Below are 15,143 nucleotides of genomic sequence, written 5' to 3'. Positions count from 1 at the left end.
TCTAATTAAAGGTCGAAAAAAAAGCCAACATAAGGTTGGCTTTTTGATTGGTTTATTTTAGTTCAATCGAGTTGAAATATTTGCTGTATTTTTAATTTTTTTAACAGATTTTTTAACTGGCGACTTTATTTGAACTTTTTCCTTAACCGGCTCAATACCAAATGGATTATTTTGCAATGCAATCGTCAATACATCATCTATCCATTTAACAGGTTTTATATCAATTTCAGCTTTAACATTTGCTGGAATTTCTTCGAGATCTTTAACATTATCAATAGGAATTATAGCTGTTTTTATGCCACCTCGGTGAGCAGCCAATAATTTCTCTTTTAATCCACCAATTGGTAATACTTCACCTCGTAGAGTAATTTCACCAGTCATGGCAACATCAGCACGAACAGGGTTACCCGTTAAAGTAGATACTAATGACGTACACATTGCAATACCTGCACTCGGACCATCTTTAGGTGTAGCACCATCAGGAACATGCACATGTATATCACGCTTTTCATAGAAATCGCTATTAATACCCAATTTTTCAGCGCGCGAACGAACAACCGTAAGTGCCGTTTGAATAGATTCTTGCATAACGTCACCAAGTGAGCCGGTATAAGTTAATTTTCCTTTACCAACAACACTCATTGATTCAATGGTTAGCAAATCACCACCGACTTCTGTCCATGCCAAACCATTCACTTGACCGATCCGGTTTTCACTTTCGGATTTACCATAATCAAAACGCTGTACACCCAAGTAATCTTTTAAGTTAGTTTGAGTTACACTTACTTTACGCAAACGCTTGTTTAAAGCCAATTGTTTAACAACTTTACGGCAAATTTTAGCAATTTCTCTTTCTAAGCTTCGGACCCCTGCTTCACGAGTGTAATAGCGAATAATGCCAATTACAGCTGAATCATCAATATCAATTTCATTTGCTTTTAGGCCATTATTAGCAATCTGTTTAGCGATTAAATGTTGTTTAGCAATGTTCAATTTTTCATCTTCGGTATAACCAGATAGCCGAATAACTTCCATTCTATCAAGTAGTGGTGCTGGAATATTCATTGAATTAGCTGTCGCAACAAACATGACATCAGATAGATCATAATCCACTTCTAAATAATGGTCATTAAATGCATTATTTTGTTCAGGATCCAGAACTTCTAGTAATGCCGATGCAGGATCACCACGCATATCAGAAGCCATCTTGTCAATTTCATCTAATAAAAATAGCGGGTTTTTTACACCAACCTTTACCATACGCTGAATTAATTTACCTGGCATTGAACCAATGTAGGTTCTTCGGTGTCCACGTATTTCCGCTTCATCGCGCACACCACCTAAAGCCATACGAACATATTGTCTACCCGTAGCTTTAGCAATGGATTGACCTAATGATGTTTTACCAACGCCTGGAGGCCCGACTAAGCATAAAATTGGACCTTTAACTTTATTTACTCGACTTTGTACAGCCAAATACTCTAAAATTCGGTCTTTTACACGATCCAGCCCATAATGATCTTTATCTAAAACTTTTTGTGCAGCATTAATATCTTTTTTTACTTTACTGCGTTTATTCCAAGGAACTTGTAACATCCAATCAATATATCCGCGAACAACAGTTGCTTCGGCAGACATAGCAGGCATCATCTTAAGCTTATTAAGCTCAGATAGTGTTTTTTCCTTTGCCTCTTTTGGCATTTTTGCTTTAGTAATTTTTGAGTTTAACTCTTCAAATTCATCAGGTTTATTATCTATATCACCTAACTCTTTATGAATTGCTTTAATCTGTTCATTTAGATAATATTCCTTTTGCGCTTTTTCCATTTGTTGTTTGACGCGTTGACGGATATTTTTTTCAACTTGCAACAAGTCAATTTCTGATTCCATTAATGAAATAAGCAACTCGAAACGTTTTTCTAAATCAGCAGTAACTAAAATCTCTTGTTTTTGTTCAACTTTTATATATAAGGTAGCAGCTATGGAATCTGCTAATTGAGATGATTCTTTAATTAAATGAATTGAATCAACAACCTCTTGAGTGACTTTTTTATTAAGTTTCGCATAATCATCAAAATTTGATAATAAGACTCTTATCATCGCTTGACTAATATTATCAGCTTTCTTAGCTTCTTTTAGCGGTTTAATATTTGCAATTAAAAAATCATCATCTTTTCGTTCAATAATATCAACAATTTTAGCTCGCGCGACACCCTCAACCAGAACTTTAACTGTACCGTCAGGTAATTGAAGTAATTGTAAAACATTGGCTATAGTACCGACTTCATACAAGTCCTCTACATCAGGTTCATCTTGTGAAGGATATTTTTGTGTTACAAGAAAAACTTGTTTATCCATCTCCATTGCACTTTCCAAACAACGGATTGATTTATTACGACCAACGAAGAGAGGAATTACCATATGTGGAAATACAACAACATCACGCAATGGTAAAATAGGCATAATCATTTGTTTAGTTTGTTTTGTCTTCATTTTATTCTCTCGGTAGTACAAACTTATCTGTCTTATATTGGGGTGATTTTAAGATATTCAAGCTTATCCTGTTTTAAATACGTAGTACAATAAATGTACATACGTATTTCACTTTTTACATAAATGCTGCTTACCAGTTTGAATAGGATAATTGCTTATCTATTATGCAGATAGTTCTGTATCTTCACGAAAAATCAATTTAGGTGATTGCAAATGATTTACCGTATCTTTCTCAACAAGTACTTTTTTTACGTTTTGCATTGATGGTAAGTCATACATTGTATCTAACAGTATATTTTCGACAATTGAACGTAATCCTCGAGCACCTGTTTTACGTTTCATCGCATTAATTGCAATGGCATCTAAAGCTTCTTTAGTAAATTCCAGTTCTACACCATCCAACTCTAATAAAGCATTAAATTGTTTGGTTAAAGCATTTTTAGGTTCGGTTAATATATTAACTAAAGCATCTTTATCAAGTTCTGATAACGTTCCAATAACAGGTAATCGACCAATAAATTCAGGTATAAGACCAAATTTAACCAAATCTTCTGCCTCTATCTGAGCTAATAACTCAGATTCTGTCGCTTTATTCTTAGTGCTTTTTACATCAGCACCAAAACCAATACCTGTGTTGGTAGAGACTCGATTTTCAATAACTTTATCTAATCCACTAAATGCGCCCCCACAAATAAAGAGGATTTTAGAAGTATCAACTTGTAAAAACTCTTGTTGTGGATGCTTACGTCCGCCTTTAGGAGGAACAGATGCAACAGTACCTTCAATAATTTTTAATAAAGCTTGCTGAACACCTTCACCAGAAACATCTCGAGTAATAGATGGATTATCTGATTTTCTAGAAATTTTATCAATTTCATCAACATAAATAATCCCACGTTGCGCTTTTTCTACATCATAATCACAACTTTGTAATAATTTCTGAATAATATTTTCTACATCTTCACCAACATATCCAGCCTCAGTCAATGTAGTTGCATCAGCCATGGCAAAAGGGACATCAAGAAAACGTGCTAATGTTTCAGCTAATAATGTTTTACCACTACCCGTAGGACCAATTAATAAAATATTGCTTTTACCTAACTCAACATCACTACGGTTAGAATAGCTACGTAAACGTTTATAATGATTATAAACAGCAACTGATAATACTTTTTTAGCCCGTTCCTGACCAATAACATATTCATCAAGATGAGCTCGTATTTCGTGCGGTGTCGGTAATGGTTTACTAATAAATTCTTCATGTGAAAGAAAACTTTTTGTTTCTTCTTTTAGAATATCATTACATAGTCCAATACATTCATTACAAATATAAATAGATGATGGCCCAGCAATTAGCTTACGGACTTCATGTTCACTTTTGCCACAAAAAGTACAATAGAGTAATTTTTCTGAGTTTTCTTTATCCACTTTCTTTACCTATTTATTATTAAGATCGTTTACTGTATATGGCGTCAACTAATCCATATTCAACTGCTTTCTCGGCTGACATAAAGTTATCACGATCTGTATCTTTTTCAATTACACTAATATCCTGACCAGTATGCATTGATAAAATATTATTTAATCGGCTTTTAACCTGTAATATTTCTTGAGCATGAATTTGAATATCTGACGCTTGTCCTTGAAAACCACCTAATGGTTGGTGGATCATGACGCGTGCATTAGGCAGGCAAAAACGTTTACCTTTAGTACCAGCAGTTAAAAGTAATGAGCCCATTGAACATGCTTGTCCAAGACAAATAGTACTCACATCTGGTTTAATAAATTGCATCGTGTCATAAATAGCCATACCAGCAGTCACTACGCCACCAGGGGAATTGATATATAAATGGATATCTTTTTCAGGATTCTCAGCTTCAAGAAAAAGCATCTGAGCAATAATCAAATTTGCCATATTGTCTTCAACTTGCCCAGTTAAAAATATAATTCTTTCTTTTAATAATCGTGAGTAAATATCATAAGCTCTCTCGCCACGAGAACTTTGCTCAACAACCATTGGAATCACACTCATGTATGGTTCTAAAGGCATTTTCATCTCCTAATTAAACAAAATAGCCCAAACAATTGATCCTTATTTGGGCTTATAATGAATTTTAATTAAATAAAGTGACAAGCTGCTTAAGCAACTTGTTGATTCATTAATTCTGAGAATGAATAAGTCTTATCTGTCACTTTTGCGCTAGCTAATAATAAATCAACTACTTGATCTTCTAGTGCAACAGAACGGATATTATCCATTGCTTTCTTATCTTTACGATAATAATCAACCACTTCTTTAGGATCTTCATAAGCAGTTGCAATTTCATCAATTAAAGATTGTACTTTTGCTTCGTCAGCCTTTAACTTGTTACTTTCAATGATTTCGCTAAATAATAATCCAACTAACACACGGCGTTTAGCTTCTGCTTCGAATAACTCTTTAGGTAGATCCATTGATTGTTTAACATTACCACCAAAACGAGTTAAGGCTTGTTGACGTAAGACATCAATTTCGCGATCAATTAAAGCAGATGGAACTTCAATATCATTATTTTTTACTAAACCATCAATGACTTGTGTTTTGATTTTATTGCGAATTGTTGCATTAAGTTCACGTTGCATATTTTTACGGACTTCTGCTCGTAAACTTTCAACTGTGCCATCTGCAATACCAAATCTTTTCACTACTTCTTCAGTTAGTTCAGGTAACTCAAGTTCTTCAACTTTTTTAAGTGAAGCTGAAAATACTGCTGGTTTACCTTTTAAATTCTCAGCATGATAATCTTCTGGGAATGTCACATTAATATCAAATTCATCTCCAGCTTTGTGACCGATGATTGCATCTTCAAAACCAGGGATCATTCGACCTTGTCCTAATACAAGTGCAAAATCATCAGCTTTACCGCCTTCAAATTCAGCACCATCAACTTTACCTAAAAAGTCAAGCGTGACACGATTTTGTTCTTTTGCTGTCTTTTTAACAACTTTCCAAGTACCTTGTTGTTTACGTAAGGTTTCAATCATTGTTTCCACATCAGCATCAACAACTTCAGCTACTGGTTTTTCAACTTCGATTTTATCTAAATCTTTGATTTTAATTTCCGGATAAACTTCAAATTCAACAGTGAAAGTATAATCTTCACCATTTTTATATTCTGTTGGAATATATGTTGGCGCACCAGCTGGATTTAATTTTTCTTGGATAATAGCATCGATAAAATTACGTTGCATCAAATCACTTAAAGCGTCTTGTAAAATAGAAGCACCATAGCGTTGTTCAACAATTTTTAAAGGTACTTTTCCTTTACGGAAACCATCAATACGGACTTTTTTTGCTGTATTGATAAGTTCTTTATCAACTGCTTTGGTAATATCTTCTGATTTAATTGTAATTGATAAACGACGGCCTAAACCTTCTGTTGTTTCTACCGAAACTTGCATCTTTATACCTCGGAATTATTGAATATATTTGCTCATAATTATAAATTGATTAATTGAGCTAATTAAATTTATAAAATAGGGAAGCATTATACCGACCGTAATCGTCTACGTCGAGACATTTAATAGCTTCTTCTCAAGTGCTTTCAAACGTTTATTCATTTCATCAATATGTAAAACTAATGAAGCTGTTTTACGCCATACTTTATTTTGTTGTAATGGAATACCCGATGAATATACACCCGGCTCAGTAATTGGTCTCATAACCATACCCATTCCAGTCACAGTTACTTGATCACAAATTTCCATATGGCCGTTAATAACACTCGCACCACCAATTAGGCAATGGCGTCCAATCTTTAAACTACCCGCCATAATAACACCACCAGCGACAGCAGTATGATCACCAATAATATCGTTGTGCGCAATTTGACATTGATTATCAATAATGACGCCATTACCGATGACAGTATCATCTAAAGCACCACGATCGATTGTTGTTGATGAGCCGATTTCAACGTTATTACCAATTACTACTCGACCAAGCTGAGGAATTTTTATCCATTTACCTTTGTCATTTGCATAACCAAATCCATCTGCACCTATTACTGTTCCTGATTGGATCAAACAGTTTTCACCAATAATACAGTTATGGTATATAGATACATTAGACCATATTTTTGTGCCTGCACCGATTTGAGTATCTTTCCCAATAAAACAGCCAGCACCAATACAACAGTTATCACCTAGATTTACACCACTTTCTATAACAGCATTTGGACCAATTGATACATTTTGTCCAAGCTTAGCAGTAGGATCAATCACCGCTGATTGTGCGATACCTTTAGCTGGTAACGGTGTCGTATCTAAAAGTTGTGCTAATTTTGCATAAGTAAGATAAGGATCTTTAACAATCAAAGCAGCCCCATTCCAATATTTAAGGCTATCTTCTGTCATAACAACTGCTGAAGCGTTACAAGTTAATAAATTGTTTTGGAATTTTTTATCCGACAAAAAAGTGATTTGACCTTTTGTGGCACTTTTCATTGATGCTACACCGGTGATAGTTAATTCACCATCACCATATAATGTAGCATCAAGCTTGTCAGCTAATTGCTCTAAACGAAAAGCAAACATTATTTTTTAACCTTCTCCAAAACTTTGTCAGTAATATCAACAGCGTCAGAGGCATATAAAACCGTATCTGCTCTTAAAATAAGATCATATTTTTCTTCAGCAACAATGGTTTTGACTGCTTCTTGAATTTTGGTTAGTAATTTACCAGCTTCTTTTGTTTCGCTATCACGATATTCATTTGCGAAAGCTGTGGCTTTATTCTGAAAATCTGCAATAGTTTTATTTAATTTAGTTTTTTCTGAAGATGACAAAGTTAGCCCTTCTTTCTTTAAACGTGCAGCTGCTGCATCAGCAAGCTTTTCTTCTTTTTCTAATGCTTTAGCTCTCGCTTCAAATTTTTGGTTCAATTCTTTACCGATTGCTTCTCGTTCTGGCATACGATCCATTACAGATTTAATATCGATAACACCAATTTTAGTTTCAGCGTTTGCAAAGCCTGTAAAAAGTAGAGCAATACTGATGCCAACAACAGATATAATTTTTTTCACTTTATTCACCTATGTGTATTTTAGTTATTAACAACATGGCATTACCATGTTGAACCTATATTAAATTGGAATTGCTGAGCTGAATCACCATGATATTTCTTTAACGGCTGTGCATAAGAAAATACCAATGGTCCTAATGGCGACATCCATTGAACAGCAAGACCAGCAGACATTCTAATATCAGATGGGGAACTATAATCAGGAATATTTTTGCCTTTTAGATCCCATTCACTATCCCAAACCGTTCCTGCATCAAAAAATACTGATGTTCTAATACTATCTGTATATTTTTCACTTGCAAATGGTGTTGGAACTATTAGCTCCGTACTTCCGAATGCTAACGCATTACCACCTATTGCATCTTTAGAACTAGTACATTGAGCTGTATCACCTAAGGTTCTACATCCGGTTTTATTAAAATATACCGCTTTAGGGCCGACAGTATTTGCTTTAAAGCCACGCAATACAGTTGAGCCACCTGCATAGAAATTCTCATAGAACGGTAATTCTTTTCCACCTAATCCAGCACCATAACCTAATCGGCCACGAGCTAAGAATACCCATTTATGATCGGTATCAATTGGATAATAATAAGAAGCATCACTAACCATTTTATAGAATCTATTGTCAAATACTGGCACTGTCGCTTTTAAATTAGCGGTTAGTTTTAACCCATCTGTTGGGAAATAGCCGCGATTTAACGTGTTATATGTCCAATAGGCATTCAATAACAAATCATTGGTGTCATATGAATAAGACTTATCTTTATCTTTCATATTTTCACCCATAGACTCAAAATAGCGCCACATATTATACTGTGGTTGCATATCAGTTAATTTATGATTAGCGTATTCTGTACCAAAACGGACAAAGTTATTTTCACTAATCGGGAAGCCTAAGTCTAAATTAGCCCCCCAAGTTTTACTTGAATACTCAGATTCATCATCATCACTATCAGTTTTATAAGTATTGTAGTAAACGCTACCACCTAAACTGACACCATCAACAGTAAAATAAGGATTAACAATCGAAACAGATGCAGTTTTATCACTGCTGGTTGTATTAATATCAAATGAAACGCTATTACCCGTTCCTAACCAGTTATCTTGAGAAATTCCGGCATTAAAACTTAAACCACTGTCTGAGCCGATACCCACGCCAAATTTAATACTACCGGTATTACGTTCAGCTACTTTATAAATAATATCAACTTGATCATCAATGCCAGGAACTCGTTCAGTATTCGCTTCAACACTTTCAAAGAAACCTAATCGATTTAAACGTTCTTTACCAAGTTCAACCAAACCATTACTTAACCATGAGCCTTCCATTTGACGAAGTTCACGACGAACCACACTCTCACTTGTAATGGTATTGCCGACAATTTTAATATTGCGTACGTAAAAACGTTGCCCTACATCAACTAATACTACTAATTTAACAGTATGTGATGAGTCATCCATTTCAGGCTGAATAGCTACTTGAGGATAAGCATAGCCAAAATTAGCCAGCAATCGCTTAATATTATCCTCAATATCAGTTATTTTTTTACCATTATAAAGTTCACCTACAGTAAGCTTTTCTTTGGCTAGTTTTTGTATTGCCTCTTCATGTCCTGCAAAGTTACCTTTAAAATCAAAATCGGCTAACTTATATTGCTCACCTTCATGAATATTAATAGTGACATAAATCCCTTTTTTATCTGGCGTTAAGCTAACTTGTGTAGACTCAATATTAAATCGAGCATAACCTCGATTTAAATAAAAGCTTTGCAACTCATCTAAGTCCGATGCCAATTTTTGCTTTTGATATTTACGATCACCAAGCATATTCCACCAAGGCACTTCATCACGTAATGAAAAACGTGAAATAAGCTCTTCAGATGAAAAAGCTTTTGCACCCACGATATTGATTTGATCTATTAAAGCAGATTTACCTTCAGCAATAACTAATTTTAAATCAACACGATTTCGAGATAATGGTGTTACGACGGCTTTGATTTGAGCATTATATTTACCAACACTATAGTAAAAATCTTCTAGACCTTTCTCAATTCCCGAAAGCATTGTACGATCTAATGCATCGCCTTCACGAATACCGGTACTATCTAAATTCTTTTTCAACATGTCATCTTTGACAGATTTATTTCCGGAAAAGGTAATACTTGCTATAGTTGGGCGTTCTTGGACATGAATAATTAATCTGTCGCCATCACGAGAAACAGTAATATCATCGAAATTACCGCTGGCGTAAAGTGATTTAATAATGCGGCCTAAATCAGATTCATTCACATAGTCACCGACTTGAACAGGCATTTCAAGCATTGCAGCACCGATTGTGACTCGCTGCAAACCTTCAAACTTGATATCCTTAACCACAAAATCATCAACACAAAATGCATTGGAACTATATACTGCTGTGGTACTAAACAGCAAAGATGCTATAAGTAATTTATTTATTTTCATCGTATATATTTATAACCTCATCCCATTACAATCGTAAAATATCATTAAATAGTGCAATTCCCATTATTACCATTAATAAAACAAATCCGATACGAAAAAAACGCTCTTGTGCTTTATTTGATAAGGCATTTCCTTTTATTTTCTCAAAAAATAAAAAAAGCAACTGCCCGCCATCTAACATAGGTAATGGAACAAGATTGATAACTCCTAAACTTATACTAATAAAGGCTAGAAAATATAAGTAAGGGGTAAATCCATAACTTGCTGTTTGCCCTGCGCTTTTTGCTATTGTAATTGGTCCTGATAAATGTTTTAGACCAATCACTCCTGTTACTAATTGATAAAGAGAACGAACCGTTAACTTAGTCGTTAACATTGTTTGTTTCATCGCTTTATCGAATCCATTAAAAAAATCATATTTTTTAATTACTGCATCAGATGTCGGATAGAAACCTGCAACACCTTCCCCATTTCTATTTCTTTTTGGCTCAAGTGTAAGATCGACGTCTTTATTGTTCCTACTTACCTTCAGTTTTATAATTCCAGCTTTTTTTATAGTATCAGTAAAATCATTCCAATTTTGATAAAGGTGCTCATTATAACTGATTATTTTATCACCTACTTTTAAACCAGCTTGAGCTGCTGCTGAATCGGGTACAATTTTACTCACAATTGGATAAATTTCCAATTGTTTAGGTATAAATCCAAATGCTGCGATTGCAGATTCCTTTTCAATATCAAAAGACCAATTACTAATATTAACATCCCGACTAACTTCTTGTTGCTCAATATCAGTACGATAGGTAACATTAATATTGCTTTTACCTAAAGCAGAAATCAATGCTGCATTTACATCATTCCAAGTGTCTATTTTAGCATTATCAATCATTCTTAACTCTGCATCTGCTGGCATATTTATAGATGCAGCTGGTGTTGAAGGTATAATACTTTTTATTTTAACAGGATAATCAACCACACCCGTCAAAAAAATAACCCAATAAATAATTAATGCTAAAACAAAATTAGCAAATGGCCCTGCAAAAATAATTGCAGCCCGTTGCAAAATACTTTTTTTATCAAAAGCGCGTTTTTCTAAATTGGGGGATAATTCACTCGTTTTGCTATCGAGCATTCTAACATATCCGCCAAGTGGAATCATAGCGATAACTAATTCAGTTCCGTTTGAAAATCTATGCGACCATATTTTTTTTCCAAACCCGATTGAAAAACACTCTACATGCACTTTACATAGCCGAGCAACAAAAAAATGCCCAAACTCATGAACTGTAACTAATATACTGATAGTAATAATAAATAACAACAGTGACCAAAGCAAAATCAGTAACCCTTTAGAATAAATGCAAAGATAATACAGTAAATACAGGAACTGCCGACGTTAAACTATCAATACGATCTAAAATACCACCATGTCCTGGGATAAGATTTCCACTATCTTTAATTCCTGCTTCACGCTTAAACATGCTTTCAGTCAGGTCACCTAATACCGAAGCCAAAATAGCCAATAGGGAGCTAAATAAAAATTGAGTAAAATTAATATTAAAATAACCAGTTAAGTAAGCGATCACACAAACTAAAGTTGCTAAACTGACACCACCGATAAAACCTTCTACCGTCTTTCCTGGTGAGACTTTGACAGCTAATTTCCGTTTACCAATCGCTCTTCCAGCAAAATAAGCACCTGTATCGGTTGCCCATACTAACACAAATACATAGAGCAACCAAATAGCCCCAGTATAACTATTAACACTGTAATTAATAGTTCGTAATTCAAGCATTCCTATAAAAAAAGGGACTAAGGTAAAAAAAGCAAACAACAGCTTAATTAATGATGATTTAGACCAGTATTTTGCTGAGTTAGGATAACCTACAACTAATAACAAAGCGGTTAACCACCAAATAACTGATAAGCAAATTATTAAAGCAAATAACTGACTTTTTAGTGTTGACTCAATGGGGATGAAGTAAAGCAAAACTATTGAAAAAACAATAAAAAACAAAAGAACTGTTTTCTCGGTTCTTTTTGCTAAAAAATTACGCCATTCCCATGCTGCTAATGCACAAACAGCGATGATTAAATAAGAAAATATCGATAAAGGTGCAAAAAATAGTGCAATAATAACAAGGGGAATAAGTACGATGGCAGTTAAAATACGCTGGATTAGCATGAAAGGTCCTCATTTAGAACGCCACCAAAACGCCGTTCTCTAGTGTTAAAAATATTTATCGCTTCATCAAATGATGCCTGATTGAAATCAGGCCACAATGTGTCAGTAAAATACAATTCTGCGTATGCACATTGCCATAATAAAAAATTACTAATTCGGTATTCGCCACCGGTGCGAATAACTAAATCAACTTCAGGTAAATCATTCATACAAATAATCGAGCCAAAATATTCCTCATTGATATCCTGTGGCGTTATTTTACCATCTAAAGCTTGTGAAGCTATTTTTTTAGCTGATTCAACAATATCCCAACGACCCCCATAATTAGCTGCAATATTCAAGGTAAGGCCAGTATTATCTTTGGTTAAAAGCTGAGCATTAATAATAAGGTTTTGAAGATTTTGATTAAATTTTGATATATCACCAATGATATTTAATCGAACATTATTTTTATTTAAATTTTTAATTTCGCGATTTAACGCATAAATAAACAGTGAAATTAAAGCAGTAACTTCATTAGCTGGACGTTTCCAATTTTCACTACTAAAAGCATATAACGTAAGCACTTTTACATCTAATTTTGCTGCATATGTGACAATTTTACGCACCGCTTTTAAACCAGCTCGATGGCCTTTAGCGCGTAATTGATTTCTTTGCTTAGCCCATCGACCATTACCATCCATAATAATCGCCACATGGTTGGGAATATATTGTGTCATGTATAATCTCGTTATATATCTATCATATTAATGATAATTTCGATAAATCAACGGGTGCCATAAACAACTATCGTCTTACCATGTGCTGAAATTAGGTGTTGATCTTCAAGCATTTTTAAAATTCTTCCAACGGTTTCACGTGAACAGCCGACAATTTGCCCAATCTCTTGGCGGGTTATTTTTATTTGCATACCATCTGGGTGAGTCATCGCATCAGGCTGTTTAGTTAAGTTTAATAGTGTTTGTGCAATTCGTCCCGCGACATCCAAGAAAGCTAGATTACTGACTTTTTCTGATGTAACTTGTAACCGGCTTGCCATTTGACTAGCTAATCGCATTAATATATCTGGGTTAACTTGCACTAGCTGTTTAAATTTTTTATAGGATATTTCGGCCACTTCACAACTTGTTTTCGCTTTAACCCAAGCACTACGTTCTGTACCTTCTTCAAAAAGACCTAATTCACCTAAGAATTGATTTTGGTTTAAATACGACAAAATCATTTCATTACCTTCATCATCTTTAATCAATACCGCTACAGATCCTTTTAAAATATAATAGAGAGTTTCGGCTTTTTCACCTTGATGAATAAGGGTACTTTTAGCTGGATATTTATGAATATGGCAATGAGATAAAAACCATTCCAATGTTGTATCTGATTGCTGTTTACCAATCATTATTCCTTCCTCTCTATTCAAATTACTACAGTAACACTATAACAAAGTTACAGAATAAATCATATACTCACTAAAATGATTTTAATCATTATTTAATAAATTTAATATCTACTGTTTCATGTAATTCAGACCAAAAAATTGCAGCTGAACCATTAATTAAATGAAGTTTTACATCATTCACTTTATCTTCAAGTGATTTTTCTTGCTCACCATAATCAGTCCCTTCACGTAAAACAAAGTATTCTATTAGATTGTTTAGAGTAGTTGAATCAAGAGATTGCCAAGGAATTATCATAATTATATTAGCTGAGTTAACTTACATTAATTTATTTTAACAAGTTAATTATAAGAAGTGCATACGGAATATTAAATAAAAAAACCACTCAGTTGAGTGGTTTTAATTAGTTTCATTAAATAATGATTAGTTTGCATTAACTGTAAGATTGAAGCCTTGAATACCTGCATTATAGCCTGTGCCACTATTTAAGCTACGGTACACTACATTATGTTTTCCACCAGCAGGGTCACCTAACACAATCACGCCATAACCTTCTGTATCTCTAGGGGCTGCAGTTAGAGTCTCACTTGCTACAGCAGGTTGAGATCCATTTGCAGCACTATTAGTACCCTCTAGACTCCATGTAAATGTGTAAGATGCTGATTGGTTTGTATCTCCTCCAGTAGCGAAGTTAGGCGTTGTGCTAGTACTCGTTGGACTTGCTTTCAACCATACAACAGCCGCTAGTTTATCACCATATTTTGGTATTTCAGTAGAAGAACTATCAGCAAGGTTGTCCGTAAAATCTACACTACCTGAAGAAGTATATTTAAATATACCTAACGTTGTAGCACCAGGATATTCAATAGGACCCTCAGGGATATCTGGATCTTTATCACCAGGACCGTGTTGAACTGTACCTGGATCTGTAGGATTAGAACCATGACCTGGAGTAGTAGTAGCATCCCAAATATCACTTACCCATAACCATTCATTTTCTCTTGGAGCACCATAAGGAGTAATTTCTTCAAGTTTGAAACCGACTTTTGTAGCACCGGCCATAGAAGGAGTAATTTTGAAATAAAGATGACCTGCTTCATCAGAGTTATCAGCTTTTGGATCAAGATCTCTAATTTCAGTCCAAGCAGCAGTACTGCCAGTTTTAATCCAAACTGTAAGTGTATCTAGTACTGCATGGTTCTCAGTTTTATCTATATCTCCATCTTCATCTTTTAAGTCATAAAAGATATGAATGTAATCACCAACTTTAGCTTTTACACCATTACCAAGAGATGTTGTACCTGCTGTAGTATCTGAAATACGAACAGTCAAAGATCTTTCAGCTGGGGCGCTAGTATGTGCACCTTTTGACCAAATTATTGGTTTACTACCTTCTATCGAATTTTGAGTTGTTGCTGAATTTAATGCATAAGCACTGCTAGCAGCATAACCTGCTAAAAACAAACTTAATGCAATTTTTTTAATTGCTAATTTTTTCATGTTTAACTTCCTATTTTCTCTAATAAATTAACATGTTATATT

13 protein-coding genes are annotated in these 15,143 nt (G+C 34.4%); all 13 read right to left on the bottom strand.

Annotation, left to right across the window (positions count from 1 at the left end; all coding sequences use genetic code 11):
- Window positions 1–57: 57 nt before the first annotated feature.
- The 13 genes from lon to J3U27_RS00385 all read right to left on the bottom strand — a co-directional run bounded on the left by lon (window position 58) and on the right by J3U27_RS00385 (window position 15,101).
- Window positions 58–2,493, bottom strand: coding sequence for an endopeptidase La (gene lon / locus J3U27_RS00445; RefSeq protein WP_267330026.1), 2,436 nt, complete (start codon window positions 2,491–2,493; stop codon window positions 58–60).
- Between the two features lie 162 nt (window positions 2,494–2,655).
- Complete coding sequence (gene clpX / locus J3U27_RS00440) at window positions 2,656–3,921, bottom strand: ATP-dependent protease ATP-binding subunit ClpX (protein ID WP_065734766.1); 1,266 nt, start codon at window positions 3,919–3,921, stop codon at window positions 2,656–2,658.
- Between the two features lie 19 nt (window positions 3,922–3,940).
- Complete coding sequence (clpP, locus tag J3U27_RS00435; RefSeq protein ID WP_305054763.1) at window positions 3,941–4,543, bottom strand: ATP-dependent Clp endopeptidase proteolytic subunit ClpP; 603 nt, start codon at window positions 4,541–4,543, stop codon at window positions 3,941–3,943.
- Between the two features lie 89 nt (window positions 4,544–4,632).
- Window positions 4,633–5,934, bottom strand: a complete 1,302-nt coding sequence (tig, locus tag J3U27_RS00430) for a trigger factor (RefSeq protein WP_065734764.1) — start codon at window positions 5,932–5,934, stop codon at window positions 4,633–4,635.
- Between the two features lie 105 nt (window positions 5,935–6,039).
- On the bottom strand, window positions 6,040–7,068 hold the full coding sequence (gene lpxD, locus J3U27_RS00425; RefSeq protein ID WP_267330025.1) for a UDP-3-O-(3-hydroxymyristoyl)glucosamine N-acyltransferase: 1,029 nt from the start codon (window positions 7,066–7,068) through the stop codon (window positions 6,040–6,042).
- On the bottom strand, window positions 7,068–7,556 hold the full coding sequence (locus tag J3U27_RS00420; protein WP_267330024.1) for an OmpH family outer membrane protein: 489 nt from the start codon (window positions 7,554–7,556) through the stop codon (window positions 7,068–7,070). Before J3U27_RS00420 ends, lpxD begins: the two co-directional genes overlap by 1 nt.
- Window positions 7,557–7,597: 41 nt before the next feature.
- The gene (bamA, locus tag J3U27_RS00415; protein ID WP_267330023.1) at window positions 7,598–10,021 is read right to left on the bottom strand and encodes an outer membrane protein assembly factor BamA; all 2,424 of its coding nucleotides are present in this window, start codon (window positions 10,019–10,021) and stop codon (window positions 7,598–7,600) included.
- 25 nt (window positions 10,022–10,046) lie between these two features.
- Window positions 10,047–11,357: an RIP metalloprotease RseP gene (rseP, locus tag J3U27_RS00410; RefSeq protein ID WP_267342441.1), complete on the bottom strand. Its 1,311-nt coding sequence runs from the start codon at window positions 11,355–11,357 to the stop codon at window positions 10,047–10,049.
- A 13-nt stretch (window positions 11,358–11,370) separates the two neighbouring features.
- Window positions 11,371–12,207, bottom strand: a complete 837-nt coding sequence (locus tag J3U27_RS00405; RefSeq protein ID WP_267330021.1) for a phosphatidate cytidylyltransferase — start codon at window positions 12,205–12,207, stop codon at window positions 11,371–11,373.
- Window positions 12,201–12,926: an isoprenyl transferase gene (locus tag J3U27_RS00400; RefSeq protein ID WP_065734759.1), complete on the bottom strand. Its 726-nt coding sequence runs from the start codon at window positions 12,924–12,926 to the stop codon at window positions 12,201–12,203. The genes J3U27_RS00405 and J3U27_RS00400 overlap by 7 nt, the downstream gene beginning before the upstream one ends.
- A gap of 47 nt (window positions 12,927–12,973) precedes the next feature.
- Entirely contained in the window at window positions 12,974–13,606 is a 633-nt protein-coding gene (gene crp / locus J3U27_RS00395; RefSeq protein WP_034903327.1) for a cAMP-activated global transcriptional regulator CRP, read from the bottom strand.
- An 85-nt stretch (window positions 13,607–13,691) separates the two neighbouring features.
- A complete protein-coding gene (locus J3U27_RS00390) occupies window positions 13,692–13,898 on the bottom strand; it encodes a YheU family protein (RefSeq protein WP_065734758.1) in 207 nt (68 codons plus the stop codon).
- Between the two features lie 126 nt (window positions 13,899–14,024).
- Window positions 14,025–15,101 carry a hypothetical protein gene (locus tag J3U27_RS00385; RefSeq protein ID WP_267376538.1) on the bottom strand — a complete coding sequence of 359 codons (1,077 nt, stop codon included), beginning with the start codon at window positions 15,099–15,101 and terminating at the stop codon, window positions 14,025–14,027.
- Window positions 15,102–15,143: the final 42 nt, after the last annotated feature.

It is taken from the genome of Gilliamella sp. B2911 (genome assembly GCF_026536965.1).
Taxonomy (GTDB): domain Bacteria; phylum Pseudomonadota; class Gammaproteobacteria; order Enterobacterales; family Orbaceae; genus Gilliamella; species Gilliamella apicola_E.
Note: the sequence above shows the minus strand (reverse complement) of the source record. Positions and strands in the feature narration are given on the sequence as shown.

Excerpts from the sequence above, each read along its gene's own strand:
- lon (WP_267330026.1), bottom strand. The coding sequence starts at position 2,493 with ATGAAGACAAAACAAACTAAACAAATGATTATGCCTATTTTACCATTG.
- clpP (WP_305054763.1), bottom strand. The coding sequence starts at position 4,543 with ATGCCTTTAGAACCATACATGAGTGTGATTCCAATGGTTGTTGAGCAA.
- tig (WP_065734764.1), bottom strand. The coding sequence starts at position 5,934 with ATGCAAGTTTCGGTAGAAACAACAGAAGGTTTAGGCCGTCGTTTATCA.
- lpxD (WP_267330025.1), bottom strand. The coding sequence starts at position 7,068 with ATGTTTGCTTTTCGTTTAGAGCAATTAGCTGACAAGCTTGATGCTACA.
- bamA (WP_267330023.1), bottom strand. The coding sequence starts at position 10,021 with ATGAAAATAAATAAATTACTTATAGCATCTTTGCTGTTTAGTACCACA.
- J3U27_RS00405 (WP_267330021.1), bottom strand. The coding sequence starts at position 12,207 with ATGCTAATCCAGCGTATTTTAACTGCCATCGTACTTATTCCCCTTGTT.
- J3U27_RS00400 (WP_065734759.1), bottom strand. The coding sequence starts at position 12,926 with ATGACACAATATATTCCCAACCATGTGGCGATTATTATGGATGGTAAT.
- J3U27_RS00390 (WP_065734758.1), bottom strand. The coding sequence starts at position 13,898 with ATGATAATTCCTTGGCAATCTCTTGATTCAACTACTCTAAACAATCTA.
- J3U27_RS00385 (WP_267376538.1), bottom strand. The coding sequence starts at position 15,101 with ATGAAAAAATTAGCAATTAAAAAAATTGCATTAAGTTTGTTTTTAGCA.